The organism is Oceanobacillus sp. NCCP-135 (assembly GCF_059698015.1).
In genome coordinates this window covers 1-22,755 of record NZ_BAAKSZ010000023.1, presented here as the reverse complement: position 1 = coordinate 22,755, position 22,755 = coordinate 1, and the positions used below count along the sequence as shown (strand labels likewise).

The 22,755-nt window shown below is 34.6% G+C and carries 23 protein-coding genes; 20 read left to right on the top strand and 3 right to left on the bottom strand.

The genetic code is table 11. From position 1 onward, the window contains the following. Positions 1–71 precede the first annotated feature (71 nt). Entirely contained in the window at positions 72–482 is a 411-nt protein-coding gene (locus tag AC6HVZ_RS14995; RefSeq protein WP_497558988.1) for a type II toxin-antitoxin system VapC family toxin, read from the top strand. Between the two features lie 96 nt (positions 483–578). Here the strand turns inward: AC6HVZ_RS14995 and AC6HVZ_RS14990 are convergent, their stop codons facing one another. Then, positions 579–1,166: a TetR/AcrR family transcriptional regulator gene (locus AC6HVZ_RS14990; RefSeq protein ID WP_497558987.1), complete on the bottom strand. Its 588-nt coding sequence runs from the start codon at positions 1,164–1,166 to the stop codon at positions 579–581. Between the two features lie 211 nt (positions 1,167–1,377). Between AC6HVZ_RS14990 and AC6HVZ_RS14985 the strand changes: the two genes are divergently transcribed. The 4 genes from AC6HVZ_RS14985 (at position 1,378) to AC6HVZ_RS14970 (ending at position 5,593) form a co-directional block, all read left to right on the top strand. Next, a complete protein-coding gene (locus AC6HVZ_RS14985; RefSeq protein WP_497558986.1) occupies positions 1,378–2,286 on the top strand; it encodes an ABC transporter ATP-binding protein in 909 nt (302 codons plus the stop codon). Next, complete coding sequence (locus AC6HVZ_RS14980) at positions 2,286–3,887, top strand: ABC transporter permease (protein ID WP_497558985.1); 1,602 nt, start codon at positions 2,286–2,288, stop codon at positions 3,885–3,887. The genes AC6HVZ_RS14985 and AC6HVZ_RS14980 overlap by 1 nt, the downstream gene beginning before the upstream one ends. Positions 3,888–4,294: 407 nt before the next feature. Then, the gene (locus tag AC6HVZ_RS14975) at positions 4,295–4,909 is read left to right on the top strand and encodes a DedA family protein (protein WP_497558984.1); all 615 of its coding nucleotides are present in this window, start codon (positions 4,295–4,297) and stop codon (positions 4,907–4,909) included. A gap of 105 nt (positions 4,910–5,014) precedes the next feature. Further along, positions 5,015–5,593 carry a Uma2 family endonuclease gene (locus AC6HVZ_RS14970; RefSeq protein WP_497558983.1) on the top strand — a complete coding sequence of 193 codons (579 nt, stop codon included), beginning with the start codon at positions 5,015–5,017 and terminating at the stop codon, positions 5,591–5,593. Here the strand turns inward: AC6HVZ_RS14970 and AC6HVZ_RS14965 are convergent. Continuing rightward, positions 5,590–5,718, bottom strand: coding sequence for a hypothetical protein (locus AC6HVZ_RS14965; RefSeq protein WP_497558982.1), 129 nt, complete (start codon positions 5,716–5,718; stop codon positions 5,590–5,592). The genes AC6HVZ_RS14970 and AC6HVZ_RS14965 overlap by 4 nt on opposite strands. A 602-nt stretch (positions 5,719–6,320) precedes the next feature. Here AC6HVZ_RS14965 and AC6HVZ_RS14960 point away from each other — a divergent pair. The 12 genes from AC6HVZ_RS14960 to AC6HVZ_RS14905 all read left to right on the top strand — a co-directional run bounded on the left by AC6HVZ_RS14960 (position 6,321) and on the right by AC6HVZ_RS14905 (position 19,198). Beyond that, the gene (locus AC6HVZ_RS14960; protein WP_497558981.1) at positions 6,321–8,057 is read left to right on the top strand and encodes an ABC transporter ATP-binding protein; all 1,737 of its coding nucleotides are present in this window, start codon (positions 6,321–6,323) and stop codon (positions 8,055–8,057) included. A gap of 120 nt (positions 8,058–8,177) precedes the next feature. Then, complete coding sequence (locus AC6HVZ_RS14955; RefSeq protein ID WP_497558980.1) at positions 8,178–9,164, top strand: M23 family metallopeptidase; 987 nt, start codon at positions 8,178–8,180, stop codon at positions 9,162–9,164. Positions 9,165–9,340: 176 nt separating this feature from the next. Continuing rightward, positions 9,341–9,907, top strand: a complete 567-nt coding sequence (locus AC6HVZ_RS14950) for a DedA family protein (RefSeq protein ID WP_497558979.1) — start codon at positions 9,341–9,343, stop codon at positions 9,905–9,907. Between the two features lie 106 nt (positions 9,908–10,013). After that, entirely contained in the window at positions 10,014–10,802 is a 789-nt protein-coding gene (locus AC6HVZ_RS14945) for an arginase family protein (protein ID WP_497558978.1), read from the top strand. Positions 10,803–10,901: 99 nt separating this feature from the next. Then, positions 10,902–11,174 (top strand): EcsC family protein, encoded by a 273-nt coding sequence (locus AC6HVZ_RS14940; RefSeq protein ID WP_497558977.1) that lies wholly within the window; start codon positions 10,902–10,904, stop codon positions 11,172–11,174. A 140-nt stretch (positions 11,175–11,314) separates the two neighbouring features. Next, positions 11,315–12,487, top strand: coding sequence for a tyrosine-type recombinase/integrase (locus AC6HVZ_RS14935; RefSeq protein WP_497558976.1), 1,173 nt, complete (start codon positions 11,315–11,317; stop codon positions 12,485–12,487). A 13-nt stretch (positions 12,488–12,500) separates the two neighbouring features. Then, on the top strand, positions 12,501–13,073 hold the full coding sequence (locus tag AC6HVZ_RS14930) for a thymidine kinase (protein ID WP_497558975.1): 573 nt from the start codon (positions 12,501–12,503) through the stop codon (positions 13,071–13,073). Between the two features lie 18 nt (positions 13,074–13,091). Continuing rightward, the gene (locus AC6HVZ_RS14925; protein WP_497558974.1) at positions 13,092–14,987 is read left to right on the top strand and encodes a helix-turn-helix domain-containing protein; all 1,896 of its coding nucleotides are present in this window, start codon (positions 13,092–13,094) and stop codon (positions 14,985–14,987) included. Further along, entirely contained in the window at positions 14,966–16,519 is a 1,554-nt protein-coding gene (locus tag AC6HVZ_RS14920) for a tyrosine-type recombinase/integrase (RefSeq protein WP_497558973.1), read from the top strand. The genes AC6HVZ_RS14925 and AC6HVZ_RS14920 overlap by 22 nt, the downstream gene beginning before the upstream one ends. Beyond that, positions 16,506–18,296, top strand: a complete 1,791-nt coding sequence (locus tag AC6HVZ_RS14915; RefSeq protein WP_497558972.1) for an integrase — start codon at positions 16,506–16,508, stop codon at positions 18,294–18,296. Before AC6HVZ_RS14920 ends, AC6HVZ_RS14915 begins: the two co-directional genes overlap by 14 nt. Continuing rightward, positions 18,283–18,771, top strand: a complete 489-nt coding sequence (locus tag AC6HVZ_RS14910) for a hypothetical protein (RefSeq protein WP_497558971.1) — start codon at positions 18,283–18,285, stop codon at positions 18,769–18,771. The genes AC6HVZ_RS14915 and AC6HVZ_RS14910 overlap by 14 nt, the downstream gene beginning before the upstream one ends. 160 nt (positions 18,772–18,931) lie before the next feature. After that, the gene (locus tag AC6HVZ_RS14905; RefSeq protein WP_497558970.1) at positions 18,932–19,198 is read left to right on the top strand and encodes a DUF7695 domain-containing protein; all 267 of its coding nucleotides are present in this window, start codon (positions 18,932–18,934) and stop codon (positions 19,196–19,198) included. A 514-nt stretch (positions 19,199–19,712) separates the two neighbouring features. Here AC6HVZ_RS14905 and AC6HVZ_RS14900 read toward each other — a convergent pair. Next, a complete protein-coding gene (locus AC6HVZ_RS14900; RefSeq protein WP_497558969.1) occupies positions 19,713–20,264 on the bottom strand; it encodes a DUF5626 family protein in 552 nt (183 codons plus the stop codon). A 670-nt stretch (positions 20,265–20,934) separates the two neighbouring features. Here AC6HVZ_RS14900 and AC6HVZ_RS14895 point away from each other — a divergent pair. The 3 genes from AC6HVZ_RS14895 to AC6HVZ_RS14885 all read left to right on the top strand — a co-directional run. Beyond that, positions 20,935–21,435: a hypothetical protein gene (locus AC6HVZ_RS14895; protein ID WP_497558968.1), complete on the top strand. Its 501-nt coding sequence runs from the start codon at positions 20,935–20,937 to the stop codon at positions 21,433–21,435. Between the two features lie 165 nt (positions 21,436–21,600). Next, the gene (locus AC6HVZ_RS14890) at positions 21,601–22,131 is read left to right on the top strand and encodes a hypothetical protein (RefSeq protein WP_497558967.1); all 531 of its coding nucleotides are present in this window, start codon (positions 21,601–21,603) and stop codon (positions 22,129–22,131) included. A 263-nt stretch (positions 22,132–22,394) separates the two neighbouring features. After that, on the top strand, positions 22,395–22,755 hold a 361-nt coding region (locus tag AC6HVZ_RS14885; protein WP_497558966.1), incomplete at its 3' end, for a hypothetical protein.

The following is a 22,755-nucleotide window of genomic DNA, read 5'->3' as shown; positions in this document are numbered from 1 at the left end:
ACGAAATGGGCTTGACTCCAAAGGGGATTTGTCAGTGAACCACGATCATTACTTTTGTGAGATACATGAAAATGAGAAATAATAGAACTTTTTTAGATACCAGTGCATTGATTGCATTAAATGATGCTAGGGATCAATACAATAAGGTGGCGCATAATATTGCAGCAACATTAAACGAAAGTGAATTGATAATTTCAGATGCCGTGATAACAGAGACCTATAACATCTTAAGATATCAGTTAAGTTTCCATATAGCTCGTTCTTTCTTAAAAACAGTACTAGATGCACATCCTTTTAGTATTGCAAAGATGACCCCTCAAATTAGAACAACTACTCTACAAATTCTGGAACAATTTAAAGACCAAAAAATTTCATATTGTGATGCGCTAAGTGTAGCAATCATGAAAGACCAGCAAATCAAAAAAATCTTTGCATTTGATCATCATTTTGAAATAATGGGGCACCAACTTGTTCGATTATAAATTTTCCTTTTATGAGTATTTATAATTGTTGATTCTAGAAGGAACGTAAAAAGAGAGGATACTATCCCTCGCTTTTTAATCCGTTCAAAAGTACGATCATTCATCAACCTTGCCAATGATTCCATAAAAGAAAAGCTTTGTAAGTTCCTCCGTTAATGGCAACATATTTTGCGCAACACCGTCACGTTGCATATATTCTTTAAACATTTGCATATAGAATAAAATCGCTTCATTCGAAATACTTGGGTCAATAAATCCCTGTTCTCTTCCCTCGTTGAATAGGTTCATAAGAAGCGGCAGCGCCTTATTTGTATATAAATCCTCTACGTAGCTCTTCCCTGTTGAGTAATCTTTCATAAAGTCTTGAAAAAAATGATCACTCATTTGATCAGCAAGGTTGCTTTTTTCAAAAGTAATTTGTCTTATTTTTTCATCAAAAGAAAGATCACTGCAAAGGATTGCTTGTTGCTCATCCCAAATCTGATCTACATAAAATCGTAAGACCTTATCCGTTAATTTTTCCTTACTTTCAAAGTAATTATATATCGTAACCTGTGACACCTTTGCTTCTTTTGCTATTTTTGCAACGGAAACTTTCTGCATCCCGTGTTCCATAAATAAAGCTAGAGCTGCTTCTAAGATATTTATTTTTTTTTGTTTTTTACGACGTTCGAATCCGTTCATCTTATTCACCTCATAATTAGTTTAATAAATGTTTTGTAATAAAACAATATAAATAGTTCATAAACTGTTGATATATGATCCACTTTAATATATTATGAACTATAAAAGATGAAATGTTTCATAACTAATGTATTTGTTTAATCCATGGTGACTGAAACGCGAGAACCGTCCCCATGCATCTACCCCATGCATCTAAGGAGGAGAGTTAAATATGTCTGTATTGGAAGTAAGGAATCTGACGAAAAGGTTTGGGAAGTTTACCGCATTAAATGGTGTAACTATTCATGTGAATGAAGGCGAAATTTATGGTTTTATTGGTCCAAATGGTGCAGGGAAATCAACGACTATCCGTGTCTTGCTTGGTATTATAAAGGCAACAGAAGGTGAAGCGAAAATTTTCGGCAAGGATGCCTGGCGTGATGCTGTTGAAATTCATAAGCGTATTGCATATGTTCCAGGCGATGTGAATTTATGGCCAAACTTAACTGGTGGGGAAGTAATTGATTTATTTGTGAAGCTGCGGGGAGGTAATAATAAAAGCAGACGAGAAGAATTGATCAAGAAATTTGACTTGGATCCAACTAAGAAGTGCCGAACGTATTCAAAAGGGAACAGGCAAAAGGTTGCATTGGTTGCAGCATTTTCCTCTGATGCAGACCTATATATTTTAGATGAACCGACTTCAGGTCTTGATCCATTGATGGAACAGGTTTTTCAAGAGTGTGTAGTGGATGCCAAAAACGCTGGCAAAAGTGTCCTGCTTTCCAGTCATATTTTATCAGAAGTGGAAAAGTTATGTGACAGAGTGGGGATTATTCGCCAAGGGAAAATTATCGAAACAGGTTCATTGAATGAACTGCGTCATTTAACACGGACAAATCTGCTTGTTGAGACAAAGCAGCCGATCACTTCATTAAAAGAATTAAATGGCGTTCACGACATTGAGGAAAAAGATCAAGCACTTTCATTTCAGGTGGATACAGAAGAACTGGATGCTGTTATTAAACATGTGAGTCAATTTGGGATTGTAAAACTGGAAAGTGCACCACCAACCTTGGAGGATTTATTTATGCGGCATTACGAAAATAAAGATGAAGCAGGGGCAGGAGGTGCTTCCTGATGGCTGGTTCGATTACTAAAAATACACGCTCCCTGTCCAAATTAATCATGAGAAGGGATCGCCTTCGTATTCCATTATGGATAATCGGCATTTCCTTCTTTACATTAATGGTACCGATTGCATTTGGGGATATCTATTCCTCTCAACAAGAAAGAGATGTTATGGCAGAGACAATGGCAAATCCTGCAATGACAGCAATGGTAGGGCCAGGGGATCTGGAAAATTATACGATTGGTGCTATGACAGCACATCAAATGCTGCTTTTAACAGCGGTTGTTGTTGGGTTGATGAGTATTCTGCTTGTGAATCGTCATACACGCGCAGATGAAGAAGATGGACGTATCGAAATGATTCGATCCTTGCCAGTGGGACGTTTATCGAATGTTAATGCAACGTTATTAGTTTTAGTTATAACGAATGTGTTTTTGGCTCTGGTAACCGGTTTTGGTTTATATGCATTAGGCTTAGAAGGTATGGATTTGGAAGGGTCATTGCTTTATGGTACAGCTTTAGGTGCAACCGGAATTCTATTTGCAGGAGTAACGGCAGTGTTTGCACAGCTGTCAGAGAGCTCCCGTGGCGTGATCGGTTATTCGATCGCAGTGCTGCTTCTGGCTTATCTTGTCCGTGCTGTTGGTGATGTTGGCAATGAAACTTTATCCTGGTTTTCGCCTTTAGGATGGATTACACAATCAGAGGCCTATTCGAATAATAATTGGTGGCCCATTCTATTAACGGTTGGCATATCTATTATTCTATTTATAGTTGCAAATTATTTAAATGCAATTCGGGATTTAGAAGCGGGGTTTTTCCCTGCAAGACCTGGGAGGAAAAACGCATCTCCCTTGTTACAAAGTCCAATGGGTCTTGCCTTAAGATTACAGCGTACCGGCATAATCGCCTGGGCAATTGGCTTGTTCGTCATGGGGGTTTCCTATGGATCTGTTATGGGCGATTTGGAATCATTTTTTGAAGGTAATGAGCTGCTGGAACAAATGCTGGTTGCTGAAGAAGGATACACATTAACAGAACAATTTATTCCGATGTTGCTGATGGTAATGGGAATACTTGCCACAGTACCTCCTCTAATGACCATGAATAAATTGATTGGCGAAGAAAAAAAGAACCGTGTTGAACATTTGCTTGGAAGAGCTGTTTCACGTACGAAGCTGATGGGAAGCTATCTGCTTATATCCATCTTGAATGGATTTATCATGATTTCACTTGCTGCTATCGGGCTTTGGTCTGCAGCTGCTGCGGTTATGGAAGATGGATTTAGATTTGGCACGATTTATGGAGCTGCGCTGGTTTACTATCCAGCGATGCTTGTCATGATTGGTGCTGCTGTCCTGTTAATCGGATTTCTACCAAAACTGACCAGTCTGATTTGGTTATATGTAGTTTATTCTTTCATTGTTCTTTATTTGGGCGGGCTATTTCAATTTCCGGATTGGGTTGGAAAATTTTCGCCATTCGGCTATATTCCACAGCTTCCGGTTGAAAGTATGGAATGGCTGCCAATAACCATCTTAACAATGATCGCTGCTTTTTTAATGATGATTGGAGTTATTGGATATAATAAACGGGATATTGAAGGATGAAGATAAAAGGTAGCTTCCTGAAATTGAGGAAGTACTAGAGGTAGTGAAATGGGAATATTCTATATTTTAGTCTGAGACAATTCTTAATCAAACGTTTGATTAAGAATTGTCTTTTTATGCTATATTTAAATAGCAATAGTGCTTGTTCAAAAAGGAGGATAAAAAGGACCGAGAAGTTCGAGGCGGCGTAGCTCCTGAGTACCGGAACGTATGCAATTAATACGTGAGGAAACGTTCTAGCACGCAGGAAAAGTGTTTTTCTTTTCCAAGGAACAGAAAAGCAAGCCAACGAAGAAATTCGATGTGTCATTTTTACCGGACTTTTTGAACGTCCTCTAATAGTATCATTAGAAAAAAATTCTCGTCATAAATATAGATAGTGATTGGAAAATATGAGGAGAGTAGTTATGGAAGATTGGATTATACAAGTGATGGAGCAGTTTGGTTATTTCGGTATTTTTATGTTAATTACAGCGGAGAATTTATTTCCGCCTATTCCATCAGAGGTTATTTTAACGTTTGGAGGATTTATGACCACCCAATCAAACATGGTGATAATGGGAGTTGTTACAGTTTCGACTGCAGGGTCAGTGTTCGGTGCGATCATACTCTATGGCATTGGAATGTTTTTTGGCGTTAGCAGGCTGGAAAGAATTGTGGAAAAATATGGTCATATTTTAAGGCTAAAGAAAAAAGATATCTATAAAGCGGATAAATGGTTTGATAAGTATGGCGTATGGACAGTATTTTTCTGTCGCTTTATCCCACTCATCAGAAGTTTAATCTCCTTGCCTGCAGGTATGTCACGAATGAGCTTTGTTACTTTTCTACTTTTGACAACACTGGGAACGTTAATTTGGAATGTAGTTTTAGTAACTATTGGTGCAGCAGTAGGGGGTTCCTGGGAGACGATTGTAGGCTATATGGATATTTATTCAGATGTGGTTTATGCAGTGCTCGGTCTGTTGGCAATAGTGTTTGTTGTATTCTATGTAAGGAAAAGGATATTGAAGAATAAATAAATGTTTTAATGCTTATTTAATGCTGATGTGACTTTAGAAAGTGTATCTTTGGTGTGATTAAAGTGGTATAATAGAGCCAATAAATTTTCAAACGGAGTGATTTAAATGTCATTGCCTAAAGAGGATCGAGTATATACGTATTCCGATTATTTATCATGGCCCGAGAATATAAGAGCGGAGATTATTGATGGTACTCCATATTTACAGGTTGCTCCTTCTAGGATTCACCAGGAAATTCTATTAGGATTAGTTCGTCAAGTTGGTGATTTTTTGGACGGAAAGGAATGCAAGGTTTATCCAGCACCCTTTCAAGTTGTGTTAGACCCTGAGGGGAAAAATACTGATGAAGAAGTTAGTCAAAATGTATTTGAACCTGATATAACAATTGTTTGTGATAAGTCGAAATTAGATGATGCTGGTTGTAAGGGTAGCCCAGATTTAATTATGGAGATTATTTCGCCTTCAACTGCCAGAAAAGATAAGATCGAGAAGTTCAATAAATATGAGCAGGCTGGTGTTAAAGAATACTGGATTATAGAACCTCAGGAAAAGATTGTTAGTGTGTTTACACTTCAGGAAAATCAGAAATACGGCAGGCCGAATCTTTACTCAGATGAAGATCAGGTGCAGGTCACTATTTTTGATGATTTGAAAATTAATTTGAATTTGGTCTTTTCATTTTAACTTAGTAAAGCTGTGTGACAATAAGGTCGTGCAGCTTTTTTGTCGTCTAGGATATCATAAAATTTGTGGCTTGTGAATAACAAAACAACCGAATCAGCCACGTCCGGATCCAGTGCTAAAGCCATAGCGAGACTTCCTTCACTTCTGTACGATAAAGAAGACTTGCCGATTGGGAACCATAGGCTTCGTCGTAACTTATATCCTTGTGGTGAAAGTCAACATCGACTCACCGGCGGGTCATCGTGTTTCCTTTTAGCTGAACTTGATTTTTGCTTATAAAGTAAAAATCTTATATTTTGGAGTGAATCTCCTACGTAGGAATGTTCGACTTCTCGAGCCACCCAAAGTACGGGGAGCAGTCCGTACGTTGCTAGACGGGCGCTCTCGTGCTTTTGTTCTGGTGGGAATTACAAGGTAAGAGATTAACTTCACTGAGCAATGAAAGAACATCAAGATGGAAGCAGAACTAATAAATATGTACATTAGAAGGCTCTTTCTCAACTAGGGTGATAGATACAAGAAAATGATTTCAATTTATTAACGGAAACGCCCTTAAAGGTGTAAGAAACTAGGATTGATTCTAATTCCACATGTATCATTGGCTTTGAGGTAGATCCCATTAGAATGGATAAATAAGTTCTTCACTAACGAAGGAAATATATTTTCTTCATTCAAAGTTAGGGAAGATAATTCTTTGTTTTAAGGAATAAAATGATAGGAGAATATAATGAGAAAACAACAAAAACAAGGATTAAAACCATTTATTTTATTGGTACTATCAACAAATATCCCCAAAACAGCTCTAACATTTGGCTTAATCGGCAGTATCATTACAATGCTTGTCGGTCTTTCTATACCATTACTTACTAAAGAATTGGTAGATGGATTTTCCGTAGAAACATTAAGCACCACACTTATCATTATTATTTTTGTAGTATTTATTTTACAGGCAATTGTAGATGGGGTATCAACCTATTTACTAGCAGCTGTTGGACAGAAAATTGTTGCGAGATTACGTGAAATGATGTGGTTTAAGCTTATACGGCTGCCGGTAAGCTATTTTGATAAACATACAAGCGGAGAATCAGTAAGTCGTGTTGTGAATGACACGGGAATCGTAAAAAATTTAATTTCACAGCAATTTCCCCAATTCATTACCGGAATTATTACGATAGTTGGTGCACTTATCATCTTGCTCATAATGGACTGGAAGATGACATTATTGATGATAATAGCCGTTCCCGTTACTTTTGCGGTTATGATGCCACTTGGAAGTAGAATGGCAAAAATATCCAAGGGGCTCCAGGATCAAACGGCTACCTTTACTGGGGAAATTCAACAAACACTAGGAGAAGCCCGTTTAATGAAATCCTCTACAGCTGAGAAATTTGAAGAAGCCAAAGGATTAAAAGGCATTCGGAAAATGTATGAGTATGGTTTAAAAGAGGCAAAAATTTTCGCACTGATTGGTCCTTTTATGTATACGATTATGATGCTGGTGATTGTTATTATTATTGGATATGGAGGAATCCGTGTTGCAGAGGGGTCGATGTCAACCGGTTCTCTTGTTGCCTTTCTGCTGTACTTGTTCCAGATCATTTATCCTGTTACATCCTTTGCCATGTTCTTTACGGAATTGCAAAAAGGAAAAGGTGCAACCGAGCGAATTATCGAGATATTGGACGTAAAAGAGGAAACAGGCAAAGAAGGAATCGAAAAGGATATTTCCAATCAATCCATTCAAGTAAGCGATGTATCATTTGCCTATAATGATGAAGAGTCTGTACTTGAAAGTATTTCCTTTACTGCCCAACCAGGAGAAATGATTGCCTTTGCGGGCCCGAGTGGTGGAGGGAAAACGACGATGTTCGGTTTGCTTGAACGTTATTACGAGCCTACTACAGGAGAGATGCTTATTGGTGACACACCGATAAAAGAGCTGTCAATGAAGTCCTGGCGCAGTCAAATCGGCTATGTTTCCCAGGAGAGTGCAATGATGGCTGGAACTATTCGGGAAAACCTGACTTATGGCTTAAGTTATTCTGAAAATATTCCAGATGAACATCTATGGGAAGTTGCAAAAATGGCATATGCCGATCAATTCATTATTCAATTTTCAGCAGGGTTGGATACGGAAGTTGGGGAGCGTGGTGTGAAACTGTCGGGTGGCCAACGCCAGCGGATCAATATTGCACGTGCATTTCTCAGAGATCCTAAAATCCTGATGATGGATGAAGCAACAGCCAGTCTTGACAGTCAGTCTGAAATGGTTGTCCAGCAGGCACTCACCCGGTTAATGGAAGGACGCACCACGTTCGTGATTGCCCATAGGTTATCAACCATTGTTGATGCCGATAAAATTATTTTTATTGAAAAAGGAAAAGTGACTGGAATGGGAACCCATCAGGAATTGACAAAGTCTCATGCATTATACCGTGAATTTGCTGAACAGCAATTTACATAAACAATAAAAATAGAGTCCTAAAAGTTCCAAGGCTCTATTTACATAGTTAGATAAGGAAGCATAAAAGAAGGTGATATTTTTTTCGAAACCAGTAAATTATAGGAGAGGAGCTGTAAAATAGTGAAACAATTTAATCTAATTCATTTTTTATTTATTGGGTTTTTAGTCACTTTCATGGTTGGATGCAGTAATGAGCAGGAAGAACAAGCGGATCAAGATGAAATAGAGGACTCAAATGGGGGAGATCGAATGAAACCGGAAGAATTACCTGGGGTGTTTTTGGATGAAGATTATGAAAGAATTTACAAACAAATGAGCGAGGATTTTCAAAATGAAGTATCCTTAGAGCAATTACAGAAGATAGGTGATGATTTTAATCAGGATGTAAATACCTATATATTTCAATCAGAGCTTCCTATAGAAAATGGTGTGGTTCAGTACACGTGGGTGGATGATGGCAGCAGTAAAGGAATGGTTGCTGTTTTTGATGAAAGCGGTGTGATAATGGGGTTAAGAGTGCTGCCATTGCAAACATACCCAGAGACGGATGAGGTTTATACGAAAACAACATTTAATCTGCCATTTGAAAATGAGTGGTTTGTTTTCTGGGGAGGAACCAATAGTCTCGTTAATTATCATTATGACTATGAAAATCAACGATATGCCTTCGATTTTTTAATTAGACAAGGGGATAGTACCTATGATGGAGATCCGGCGCTGAATGAAAGCTACTATGCTTTTGGCGAAACGGTTGTTGCACCTGCGGATGGAGAGGTTGTAGAGGTGGAAAGTGGAATAAAGGATAACGAACCAGTTGGTGAAATGAATGAGGAGAATCCAGCTGGAAATTATGTAATTATTGATCATGGAAATGATGAATACAGTCTATTGGCCCACTTTAAATACGATTCGATTGAAGTAGAAAAAGGAGTTCGGGTAAAAGAAGGAGATATACTCGGTTCAGTTGGTAACTCAGGCAACTCAAGTGAAGCCCATATTCACTTTCACGTCGCTGACTCACCTGATCTGGGGAATTCAACATCGATCCGAATTGATTTTAACCATGATGAGGATTTAATCCAGGGGGATGTTGTTACGCCGAAATAGAGTTGAAATCTGATAGTACTATCTGATATCATCTTTACTCTAAACGAAGGCGAGGGTGATATTTTTTATACTTTATCAATTTCAGTTGGATGCTCTTGGAAAGTACTTTTTCGGGATAAAAAAGGCTTTGTAACAGAAAATAAACCAAATGATTAAACAGAAAGAAGGGGCATCCAATGATTCAGCAATTTTTAGAGTGGCTCAATGCTTTTGGACTTCCCGGGTTATTTCTGACCATGTTTTTGGAAGGATCTTCTTTACCATTTCCTGGTGTGATCATCGTATTTTCATTTGGGTTTCTACTTTCTCCCGGGTATTGGGGAATTGCTTTGCTTTCAGTAGGGATGAGTGTTTTCTATAGTATTGCCAGTCTCATCCCATATTTTTTAGCTAAGAAAATGAAAGGGCATCTTTCTGGGAGATTTAGAAGAAGACTGGAAAAAGGACAGGTCTATTTTAAACGTTATGGAATATGGAGCATTGCATTATCACGGCCATTTGGTGTCGGAAATTATATTTCATATGTAGCTGGATTAAGTAATGTTAATCCAATAAAATACTTCATTTTAACCTTTTTAGGGATATATCCATGGTCGTACATCATGATGTTTCTGGGAGATTATTTTAATGGAAACTATGAAGCATTCAAAAACTTTTTTAGTTCTAATAGTGTATATATATACAGCGCAGCCTTTGTTGTAATATTACTTATAGGTGTGTTTATCTTTATGAAGCGAGAATAACTCTTATACCATGTAATAAATTGATTGTAAGACAAAAAAACACAAATCTGATTATTAGAATGTTATCATTATATAGAAACTTAAATAAATAGAGGAGTATAAAGAAATGGATAATCATGTAAAAGTGTTGAATTTCAATCAGATCTATCGTACTCAAACCTTTTATCAGAATGAAGAATATCTGTGGTTAGACTTAGCATCAATTCCGAGTACTAATTTATTTTGTGAGAGAGACTCTTTATTACAAATTGCTAAAAGTCTGGAGAATTACAAACGGAGTAGAATTACTTTTTTGGAAAGCGGTAATTACCATTATGTTTCCTACCTATTATTATTTGAATTACAACAGCCCTTTACCTTACTATTATTCGATCACCACACCGATACACTTCCAAGTCCCAGCAAATCATTGCTTTCATGCGGGTCATGGGTTTTGGAAGCACTTCAAGATAATCCTATGCTGCAAAAAGTCATCATGGTTGGCGTAAATAAAGATTGGAAGCAATATATCCCCACTAATTTACAAGAAAAAGTCACAGCATTCCCTGAACAAATCCTTGATTCAACTACAAGTAATTTAATCATTGGACAAATACAAACAGATTCGGTCTATATAAGTATAGATAAGGATGTATTGGATCCAAATGAAGCCGTAACAGCATGGGATCATGGAACAATGAAACTTAAACAGCTTATGAAAATAGTAAAAGACATTATTTGGAATAAGGAAGTGGAAGGTATTGATATATGTGGAGAATACCCTTTTAATCCAAATAAGGATTATTGGAGAGAGGCAAGAGAAGCAATAAAGAAAAACGAGTATGTTAATAATTTAATTTTAACCAGCGTAAAGCAGTGGTTAAGCTTTAAAAACTCTCAAGTGGCAAAGGCATAGGTCGTCGAAGGTTGTTCACTATATCCTAAACCACATCTGAATCTTTTTCCTGACTAAATCGTATACTTAAGTATAGGGGAATAAGAGGATGGATTAAAAATGGAATATGAAACAAAAGTATATGAGGATCTACTGGCATGGCGGAACAAAGTTCTAAAAAAGTCAGGTCTGTTCACTCAATTATCAAAGAAGGCACAAACAAAAGTAAATGGGATGATCCCAGAGAAAGCTCATAAAATCATTACAGAAAGCATTAAAAATATGGTGAAAGCCACATTGGTAGGTTCGAATATTACTACGAAAAAGCAGCAATCCACTGGCCTTGGCCTTTATGAACGTTTTGTATCCAATCTGTTCATGATAGATCAATAGTTGACATATTAATTTAATCCATAACTTTTAGGGGATAAGATAGTGTACATGAATTAATGCTTGTACACTATCTTTTTTATGGATATAATTAGGATAAATTAAGAACGTTTGTTTGTTGTTCGAGGGGGAGGGGAATTTAGTTGGAGAAAAAGACATACGGGCTTAAAGTGGAAAAGACGTTAATTAAAAGTCCAAGACTTTCATCGGGGTATAGAAGGTTATATGTAATTACTGAGGATGATATCCCTTTATTTGAGGTTAATGAATGGTTAGAAGCTTGTAGTAAGAATAGTTATAAAACAGGATCATCATATGCATATGAGTTAATGGATTATCTGCGTTACTTAAAGAAATTAAAGATTCAATATAGAGATGTTTATAGAAAATCGATAATTGAGGGATACATTAAGTTTTTATTATATGGGGATAGTTCAGATGAAATAGCAGAAATGGAAGGGGCATTGTCCTTTAATGTAGTTTATAAACGTATTTCTATAATTAAACAATTTTATGAATGGCTAGAGGAAAATAGCGAAGTAGATGAAAATCCAGTAAAGTATGGGGTTAAACCAAATAAGCAAGGTAAAAAGAATGTTAAGACTAAATTTCTTTATGGACAAATCTGGAGTTTTGAAATAGAAAAATCATTAGTTAGTAAACTAAGGTACAAAAAAGATCAAAATCATTTAAAGTGGTATAGTCAAGAAGATATCGATGCTATATGGGAGTCTCTTCCAACTTTAAGGGATAAAATAATTTTTGAAATAAGTATCGAAACAGGTATGAGAATAGGTGAAATACTTGGTCTAAAACTAGGGAATTTTAATTCAGAAGAAGGTTGGCTTGATATTAAAAGGGAGGAAAATATTGAGAATGAAGCACGCGCAAAAACCAATGAGAGAGAATTACCTATCAGTGGTGATCTAGCCGATAGAATTGAATTATATATTAGAGGTGAACGGTTGGATTCACTTACTGAGGATATCGACTATATCTTCTTAAACTGGAAAGGAAAGTTTAAAGGTCACCCTATTAGACCAAGAAATTATTTACGTATTATAAAAAGAGCAGCAGAGAAAGTTGGATTTGATCAGAAGGAGATTAGAACTCATAGTGGTAGAAGCACACTTGCGCAACAACTGGTAGATGCACTGAATGATGGCAAGGTAAGTGAAGTATTTATATTGGAGCAATTTGGTTGGCAAAGTATAAAGACACTAAACAGATATAAGACAACTTTTAATAGAAAAGGTAGACATAAAGTTTTAAAAGGTTTACCTGTTAGAAGGATACGGAAAGAAAGTGAAAATTAAGGAGAGAATTCTTTTGGCACAGTTATTTTTTAAATATGGAGCAATGAATAGTGGAAAGTCGATAGAAATTTTAAAGGTAGCTCATAACTATGAGGAACAGAATAAACCAGTTTTAATTTTCACTTCGGGAATTGATAATAGAGATGAGGTTGGTTATGTTTCAAGTAGGATAGGGCATAGAAGAAAGGCACTTTCTATATTTGAAGAGACAAATATTTATGATGTTGTTAAAGGATGTGAGCAAAGGCCATATTGTGTATTAGTGGATGAAGCACAATTCTTAAATAAAGAGCATGTTTTACAGTTAACTAAGATTGTTGATGAACTCGATATTCCTGTTATGGGATTCGGTCTTAAAAATGATTTCCAAAATGAGTTATTTGAAGGAAGTAAATATTTTTTGCTCTACGCAGATAAAATTGAAGAAATGAAAACGATATGTTGGTTTTGTGCAAGGAAAGCTATCATGAATTTACGTTTAGATGATGGGGGAAAGCCGATATATACGGGTGAACAAATTCATATAGGTGGAAATGATTCCTATTATCCGGTATGTCGTAAATGTCATGCAAATCCTCCACTATAATAAAAAGGAGTTTTGGTGATGGGCGAGGGAGAGAAAATTTATAGTCTAGATGAATTAGCTAACACAGTTTTTATGGGGAAGCATATCTTGCTGAAGTATTTAAAGCAGGGAGATATATTTCCTAACGCTGTAAAATTGCCAGCAACTAAAGGTGGGTGGTCTATCCCGGAAACTGATGTAGTCAACTTTATAAAAACTGAAAAATTCAAGGGAAATATAGAAAAAAATAAATTGGTAGAAAAAAATAAGGACCAATTTCTTACTATTTCTGAAGTAGTCAAACTCATCGGAAAAAAATATGAAACGGTTAGGAAATATGTTAGTGATGGTGTGTTTCCAAATGCTATCTTTGTACCATCAAAAAGGGGTTACTATATTCCGAAAAATGATATTAAAGTCTTTGAAGAACAATTAAATGTGAATTTAAATGCAAGAGAGGCAGCAGGTCTTTTAAAAGTTCATGAGGAAACACTTTTGAGATGGTTAAATAAGAATTTAGTATTCAAAAACGCAACAAAAAATGGGAATAATTGGATTATTTCTAAGAACGAAGTAGAAGGACTTATTAATAAATTAGATAACTCATTTAACTTAAACGAGGTAATGGAAAAATTATCAATTACAAGGAATACCGCGTTAAAATGGTCGAAAAACGGGAAATTTCCAAAAGCTTTCAAGTTCAATAATGAATGGTTTGTACCTAAAGAGGATGTTGCATATTTATCAGGAAAAGATAATCATTTGAATGTTAAGCAGGTGGGTAAGCTTTTGAAAAGGGCTGAGGGGACTATCCACAGATTGCTAAATGGTGGTCAATTTCCAAATGCTCAAAAGAGTTCAAACGAATGGAGAATACCAGAGAGTGATGTTGATATATTCCTGAAAAATAATTCAAAGCATAGTAATACAAGAGAAACAGCCGAACTACTAAATGTCTCGGAAGAAATGATTAGAAAATGGTGTAAAGAAGGGGTGTTTCCAAACGCAAGGAAATTAAAAGGGTGGTTAATACCGAAAGATGATATAAATGAATTAAAGAAAAAGCAGAGGGAAAAGGAGTTAGCTGCTTTTTCATTAGTAGAGGTAGCTGAAAGGCTGAATTGTTCTACCAGAACTATAAGGAAATGGTTAAAAGAGAATAAGGATATCACTTTCCCTAATGCTTTTAAAACAACGAAAGGATGGAGGATCCCAAAAGATGATTTAGCTTCTTTTGATATAGAAGTATTAAAATCTTTAAAAAGCATAACTTCTAACACAGTAAAAAATCGGTATTCCATCACTCCAAAAGAACTGCAAACTATAGCAACTGAGATTGGAAATGCTTTGATTAAAAATGACTTAAAAAGTTTTAGTGAACACTTTCTAAATAATAAGAAGCGAACTTTAAATATAGTCAGTAACAAACATTACCAAGAATTCAAAGAGTTTGTTTTTAATCTTTGTAGAGAGGTAAAAAATACATATGCTGTAGGTTCTAGTGGTTATTTTGAGGTTTCTAGAGGATTGAATTATAAAATTTATAATATCTTGATTGAGGGTTCGGTTGAGATTGGTATTGCTAGCAAGAAGAGCAAGTTCTTTCAGCCAATGATTGTCTTGCTAAGGCAATTAACAAATGAATATCTCGATGATTTAAATAAGGCAAGATTAAAGAAGGCACTCAATGGCTTAAACTGTGAACAATTTTGGGCTATAACACAGGACATGGTTGTTCCGAAGTTAGTATCGATATTAACGTCTGATTTGAATGATGAATTTGAGAAGTATGTTAGGTATTGTGGAGAATTGATAAAACAAAGTGGAAAACTAGTGAAATCAATGGGATTAATTAGTTATTGTTTTGTCGGTGACACCGATTCTTCTAAAATTATTGGTATTATTGTAGGGACGTGGGAATTTTTAAGGACGTAGTAGACGAAATTTACTCTTTTTTAAAACAGCATAGAAATAAATATAATTATTACGATGATAAATGGTACATTATTCATAAACGAGTCGATGCAATTGAAAATGTAACCTTAGATTTCAGCGTCTTACAAGGCGAAATAAAAAGTGAAGTTAAAGTGTATATACAAGAACTATTGAGAACTAATATGGATCGAAAAAAAGTTCAACAAAAATTAAATGGTATAAAAAAGGTTTGCGTAGAGTTAGGTAATTTACGATATAAAAATATAAATTCTATTGTTGATATTAACTATCTTCATGTACAGCATTTAGTTACCCACTTTCAAAATATGCTAAATGATAACGGAAAACAATTGTATAAAATTAGTACAATTAAAGGTTTCTTTACCGAAATGAGACTTTTTTATGATTGGAAAATAGATAATCATTCGCATCAGGGACTGGTTAATCCTTTTAGGAAATATAGTTTTGTTAACCTTGATTCGTACATCGAGCATACAGAGTATATACCAGAAGAGGTTATAACTCAACTAGAAAATAGATTAGGGGAACTTCCTTTAATTGTACAAAATGCTTGGACAATCATGATGAATACAGGGATGAGGATATCAGATGTACTAGGTTTAGAAGATGATTGTTTAGATTTTGATAAGGAATTAAAAGTTCCTATGCTAAAATACATACCTAAGAAAATAAGAAATAAGAGATTGAAAAAAGGGCTAGATGAGGACCATATAATACCCGTGAATGATGCTGTTGTAAATTGTGTAGAATCTCAAATTAATCAATCGATTAATTTAAAAACGTTAGTTACTAACGAGAAATTTAAAAAGCATATTTTTTTAATTAGTAATGGTTACACCATAACCCTCCCTTATTCCTTTGATATAATTAAATATATAAATAGGATTACAGAAAAATATGATATAAGAGACAACAATGGAAATAGATTCAAATTTAAAAATCAAATGTGTCGGAAAACGGTTGTAGTTGATTTGTTATCTAAAGGTTATAGTGTAGAGGAAGTAGCAGACTATGTTTCACATTTATCGATTAGAACAACTGAACGTTATTATAGGGAAATAGATCAACAAAAAATTGCTGAGCTTGATAAAGATTTTTTTGATGAATTATTTCAGGAAACCATTGAAGAAGAAGTAAAAGATCATTTTTCACCCGAAGAAAAAAAGGCATTGATGGATGAAATAAAGTTAGGAACGAGGGAAACCCCAGAGGGTCATGGTCATTGTGTGAAGCATGTTTCCTTTGGCCCATGCATAAAAAAGAGTTGTGTTGGTTGTAAAATGCTTGTAACTGGTCCTCAGAAACTTCCAAAATGGAAAAAATTATATAATGAGCAAAAGGGATATATAGAAGACCTAGAAAAAGAATATATAACAAATGGCGTAAATGATTATAAAAGTCATCGACTGTACCAAGAGCAAGAAAGATTACTAGAAATTTATAAGGATACGATTAAAAAGGTAACGAATTTTGCTAATAAAAGGGGAATATCTATCAATGAAGATAATTGATTCTATGAAATTCGACCCAATATATTCGGAAGAATTAAAAAAGCAATTGAGAATAAAGACTTCACAGTATGGGGATTTTGGATTTGCAGAAAATGAATGGTATTGCGAACGACTTCATAAGAGTGCTGCCCCAAAATCAGATTTTACTATTAACTTTGAAAGCATACCGGACGAGTACATAGATATTGTGAAGTATTATGCTTTAAGTATAGACAATACAATTAGTACAATAAGTTCAAAGGTAACTGATATAGGTACATTTCTAAAATATTTAACAAAGTTCTTTCCTGATTATAAACTTGTTAATGTGAATAAAAGGATAGTAAATCATTTTGAGGGTTTTTTAAAAGAAGTAATTGAAAGTGAAAATTATAAAAATAAAATATATGGAGCCATAACTGATTTTTTTACTAAGATGTCTGATTTTCCAGAAATGCCATCATTAGTACCGACAAGAAGGAAAAACCCATTTCTACAATCGAAAAAAAAGAGTAAAGAGAAATATATTCCAAGCTATGTTACGAAACAGTTAGATAGAGTTATGAAGGATGAAACAAATGGAATTCCTTTGCAGATTAGAGGTGTTTATTGGTTACTTCGATCATTTCCCAATAGAGCTACAGAAGTTGCATCAATGGATTTTAACTGTTTAAAACCACTATATAGCTATTATGTGTTAAATATACCCACTTGGAAACAAAATGGAGGGTACATAAGAGAGGAAATAAAAACTATACCAATACTGAATTCTGGGCATGGAAATTATGTAATAGACTTAATAAAAAGAGTGCAAGAACAAACTAAGGATTCTGTTGAAAAATTTTCGGTTAAAGATAGGAATAAAAACAGTTTATTTTTGCTTCCCCGTTTTTTAAAATTACAAGATAGAGGAACTAAAGTTTATCCTTATTCCCCAATTATAACTAAATATGAGATTAAAAAAATATTGGATGATAATCCTAATTTTAGTGTGGAAGAAATATCAATAGCATTGGGAAATATTGGAATTGATGTAACTAGCGCAACCGTCAAAAATCATTTAAGAAAGGCTAATTATGATATCGGGTTGGCTCCACTTGATAGAAATAGGATAAACCATTACCTTGATAGAATTATTCAAATGTTCGGGATTAGGGGAGAATCTGGTGAGGAAATATCTGTAACAACCCACCAATTTAGACACAATGCAACAACAGATAGGGGTTATATCGGGGGATATACAATTGATCAGTTAAGAACTATAAGAAATGATAAAGGAGAACGTATGCCTTTACAGTACATACACCAAATTAAGGAACAACACAAGGCTCAATGGTTGGAAAGTACGGGTCTGACAGGTCCTGAGAAAAGTCCAGTTGAATTTTCTGGTGTGATTAGAAATTTAAGTGATAGGAAGGTATTGAAAAGGTACGAGAAGAACCCACAAGCATATTTAGTTTGGGAAGCTAATGGAAAAAAGGGTGTTGGTTTTTGTAGTAGTATTAATAGCTGTAATCCAAGCGGAACGAGTGTGCATTTTGAATGTTATTCTTGTAATTGGTTTGTGCCAAAAGCAGATTATTACGAAGATTATAAGGTTGAACTTGACTACTGGACGAATATCATGGAACGAGAAGGAGATAAACCTAATAGAGCCGCGCATTTTGAAAATGCAGTACGAAATGTGAATTGTTTAGAGAGAATTGTAGAGATATGCGAAAATGGTATAAGTAAACATCTTAAAAATATTGAAGAGAAGGCTAACGCAGGGGAGATAGAGCAATATGAGGTACAATGAATCCCTGAAGAAAAGACATGCATCTCTTCGTGAACAAACAATAAAGGTCATACAAGAGGCTGTAGAGGATATTAGGGAAACTGAAGGGATAAATGCCCCGATAACAGCAAAAAAGCTACAAGAGTACACTGAGCTATCCAGAGGAACCCTTTATAAAGAGCATGTACTTAAAATTTGGAATTATAAACTTTGGGAAGAAAAACACGTGCTAAGGACTAAAATTGAGAAGGATATAAAAAAATCCTTTGATAAAGATTTAAAGGACTACTCGGAGGAAATTATAAGACTAAATAAGGAATTAGAAAAAGCAAACTTGAAAATTCGTAACTTAGAGGCAAAGCTAGAAAAACAGAAAATGAAATCATCGGTTTATCAGGATGATATAGATGAACTGAAAATTAAAAATCAAAAGGTACTAGGTGAATGCCAAAGGTTATATGGTAAACTAAAAGCGCATGGTATAAGTGTAGATTGATTGGCTGATCAAATTATTAATAGAAAGGTAGATTTTCATTAATTCTACCTAAAGAGAATTGATTAGAGGGTGTGGAATAAGTATAAGGGACTTCTTTATTAGGAGCAATGAACTAGAAAGAACGTTTAAATAAAGATAAAATTTTTGTGAATCCAGAATTATGGTAGAACCGTTGTCCGTGAAAAGATTAAATAACCGGCAAAAGGGGTTAAGGAGAGATGTGACGACAGTGAGAAAAAAGCTGAGGAAGAATATGATCCGATGCAAACATTGTGGTGATGTTATAGAATCAAAAAGTCTACACGATTTTAAAAGATGCACTTGCGGAAAGGTCTCGGTAGATGGTGGATTAGAGTATGCTCGATTTTCTTTTCCTAGTTATCCGTGGGAGAAACATCTAGAAGACTTGTCAGAATTTGAAAGGTAAAGTCTTTAGTACATCTAAAACAGCTCTCTAGCCTTAATGTCTCTAGAATGTGTTTATGTAAATGAGTAAAGGATTATTTTATATAAAGTCCTATAATTCCTATTAACGGTCTCGGCATGAAGTGTAAAATCTAAAAGAACAAGCGGTTTAGCAGTCCAATTTGATTATTTTTGTTAGTTTTACAATGTTTATAAGGAATGCTTCCATGCTAGAACTTAGCATTAATCAATGCAATAACGTTGTAAAAGGAAGTTGATTTTAGAGAAAAGTTTTTATAAAAAATAAAAAAGACAGGAATATTTTTTCCTGTCTGGTTAAGGTTAGAACCAAATAGTATTTAATGAATTTTATAATTTATAGATTTGATAATTATTTTCTAAAGCCTTTAAAAACAAGAACCCCTAATCCAATAATTACAAACATTATTATTATAATTATTAATAAACCGGGTGTTTCCAGTATCAAGCACTCCTTTTCTATAAGCTAACTTTAATCCGTATTAGTTATATAAATTTTAATATCTTGCAGAAACACTTAACACATTGTTATTTAGTTTAGCTTTCAACCAAACACTAGAACCACCAAAACCACCCATCCAAGATGCATTTGCTGAATACGTAACTTCTTTATTTGTTCTTCTTAAATTAACGTCTGATAAACTCCCTCCTAAAACCCAATAATCTTGATTATATGCCTTTGTGAATTTGGAATTTGAGGTATTACTAGGGATATAAATATCGACATAATAATGCATTCCCATATTAATACTAGTTTTAGAAATTTTATATTTCTTAGTAGTTCCGTAAGGTAGATAGTGTCCATAAGGAGTAATAATAGAATTATTACCAGATAAAGTTTCATCTAATACAGGCTCTACTTTAATCGTAACTTCCTCATTTTCCTCATTTTCATATGTAACTTCTTGAGTCTGATTGCTTTCTAATAAGTTAATTTCTATTTCTACTTCATCCTTTGATATTTCTTCAGCCTGAACAGTTAAATCGTTACTTATAAATAAAAAACTAAGTGCAACAACTAAAATACTAACCCATTTCCACTTTTTCATGTTTTTTATTCCTTCTTTATTTTTTAATAGATACTTAGTTGGTTCCCTAATCTAGTAAAACTTACCTCATAACTGAGTTTAACAGATAAGTAGGGGTAAGGAAGTGATATAAATCACGGTATTTTAACTATTTTGATATTAAGCTTCCTATGTTGCCATACTTATGCACCTTTTTTCTTCTAATAGAATACTGGGCTGGTATTTGGCATAATGGAACTATTGTTAGTTAAATGGATTAGATTGGAGTGCAAGTGATTATTGCGGATGAATTGAGCCACTTGTGCGGAGTTTTGAGCCAGTGATTGCGGAAGATAGAGCCACCGTTTGCGGACGGAAGAGCCAGCAATATAAATAAGAACAAACTCTTGTATAATAAAAGTTGCATGCAATCAAGCAGGACACTATTGTGGATTTAAAATAAAGTCACGACGTTTATAAAAAAGTTGCGAAACTTTACCCCTTTGGAATTTTTATCTAAAGGGGTATTTCCTTGTAAAAGACTTATTTAATTAAGTAGTCCAGTGTAAACTGAATTTATAGAAATAATTGAAATGATATATGTAACTTGTGAATGAATTCACTTAAACACTAACTTGCAGGTTTGTGGAAGAGCAAATTATAGCTTTATATTAAAATTTCATATAAGTTAATAATAAAGGGGGGTGAGAGTGTGAAGTGGTCTTTATATCAGATACTAATGATTTTACTTATTGTAGTATCTATGTGGTTATTAGAATATACAAGCGAAAATAGGACTGTTCAACCAACGTCTGGAGAGTGGACTGCTGTAATTTCTTCATACGCCACTTTCTTCATAGTTGCATTGGTTGTAACTTTTATTTATTTTATTTTTTTATTTGAGGCGAAAAAGGAGAAAAACTTCTTTAGTCATCCAATTTGGAGTAATATGCCAATCATTTGTGTCACGGTAGGTATCTTATCGTTTATTTTATTTATTGTCAGTGTAACTCTAGGACCAGTAATGGTTTGGGTAGAAGAGTGGCGTTTCTTACTTTATGTGTTTCTTATTTATTTTCTCTTTTTAATCTTTTTGTTTATTTTTTCAATTGAACATAAGAAACAGAGGTATTCTCAACAACATGAAAAAACCATACATATTTCTTTTATTTGGACACTTATTTTATTCTTTGCTCTATTTATTCTATTCTAGGTATAAATCTGGAGCGCTGAATACCTTTTAGATACTAAAACCTAGAGTTGTTTGATCTACACTACTTAAATAACTTTTATTTGGAACCGCTTGTATATTTTATTATCTATGATAAACTGGAATTGAATTGGAAATATTCTATAAAATGGAAAGGAGATGTTAATTTTGAAGAAACGTAGGTTTTTAATGCCTTTTTTTGTAGTGCTAATGGGTGTTCTATTTATACCTAGTTTTGTAGGCGCAGAGTCTAATAATGACTTAAATACAGAATTAGAACTTACAAAGGAATACGAGATTGATATGGATATGGAAAGTGCATTTGATGCATTTTTTCCAGAAAATACTCTTCAGTGGGGTTACCCTCTTCCAATAAGTGGGACAACGATTATAGACTTAGCTGAAGGGAAGTCAAGTATATCTGTAAATGGCACGAGAGCAAGGGGTACTGGTACTACCAAGGGGAAAAAACTAACAACAGTTGTTTCAGCAACAAGTTCAACAAGAAATACTAGCAACGGTGTAATTAATACAGGCCCTCAAAAAATAGCAATAGGTAAGTTGACAGCAACCTCAAATTCGGAAGTGTCCACATCAAGAGGCTATGTCAATTATCAAACTCTTACTATTCATACGGCAACTCACCAAGGGGCTCTTTATGATGCGCAGACAGGAAATCAACGAACCTACAGCAAATAATATTTACCACCACTAGACAACTCACCAAGGAAAACCACCGCTAGACAACTCACCAAGGAAAACCACCGCTAGACAACTCACCAAGAAAATGAACGAATTTACCGTAAATAAAAAACACAACAACCACTAGAACATTTAATATTTTCTAGTGGTTGTTATATTTAGAAGGAAGATAGGGAATATCATTGTTCAAAAAAAGTATTTTTTCTATCTTTATAATGTCTTTAGTGTTTCTTAGTGCATGTAATTCTAATAGCAGTACAGTGAGTAGTGAATATATACTGCTTGAAGAACAGAATGAAAACTTTACAATACATAGTAATTTCAAATATTTAGATTCATATGATAGTCTTTTTGAAACATCGGTTGAGTTTAATCAAGTAAAAGCTTTCGTTCCAGATGACAATCAGTTGAATACATATGAAGGAATTCAAGATGACTTTGATTATATAAAGCTAGATAAAGGCGACGAATACATAAGCGGAAGAATTATTATTGAAAATAAATCATCAGACGATATAACGACAGAGAATATTTTTTATCAAGGAGGGGAGAAGTGTAAAGCGTCACTTTATTCCCTCCAAAATGGGGGGCTTTTGTTCAAATACCTCCAGTATGTTTACT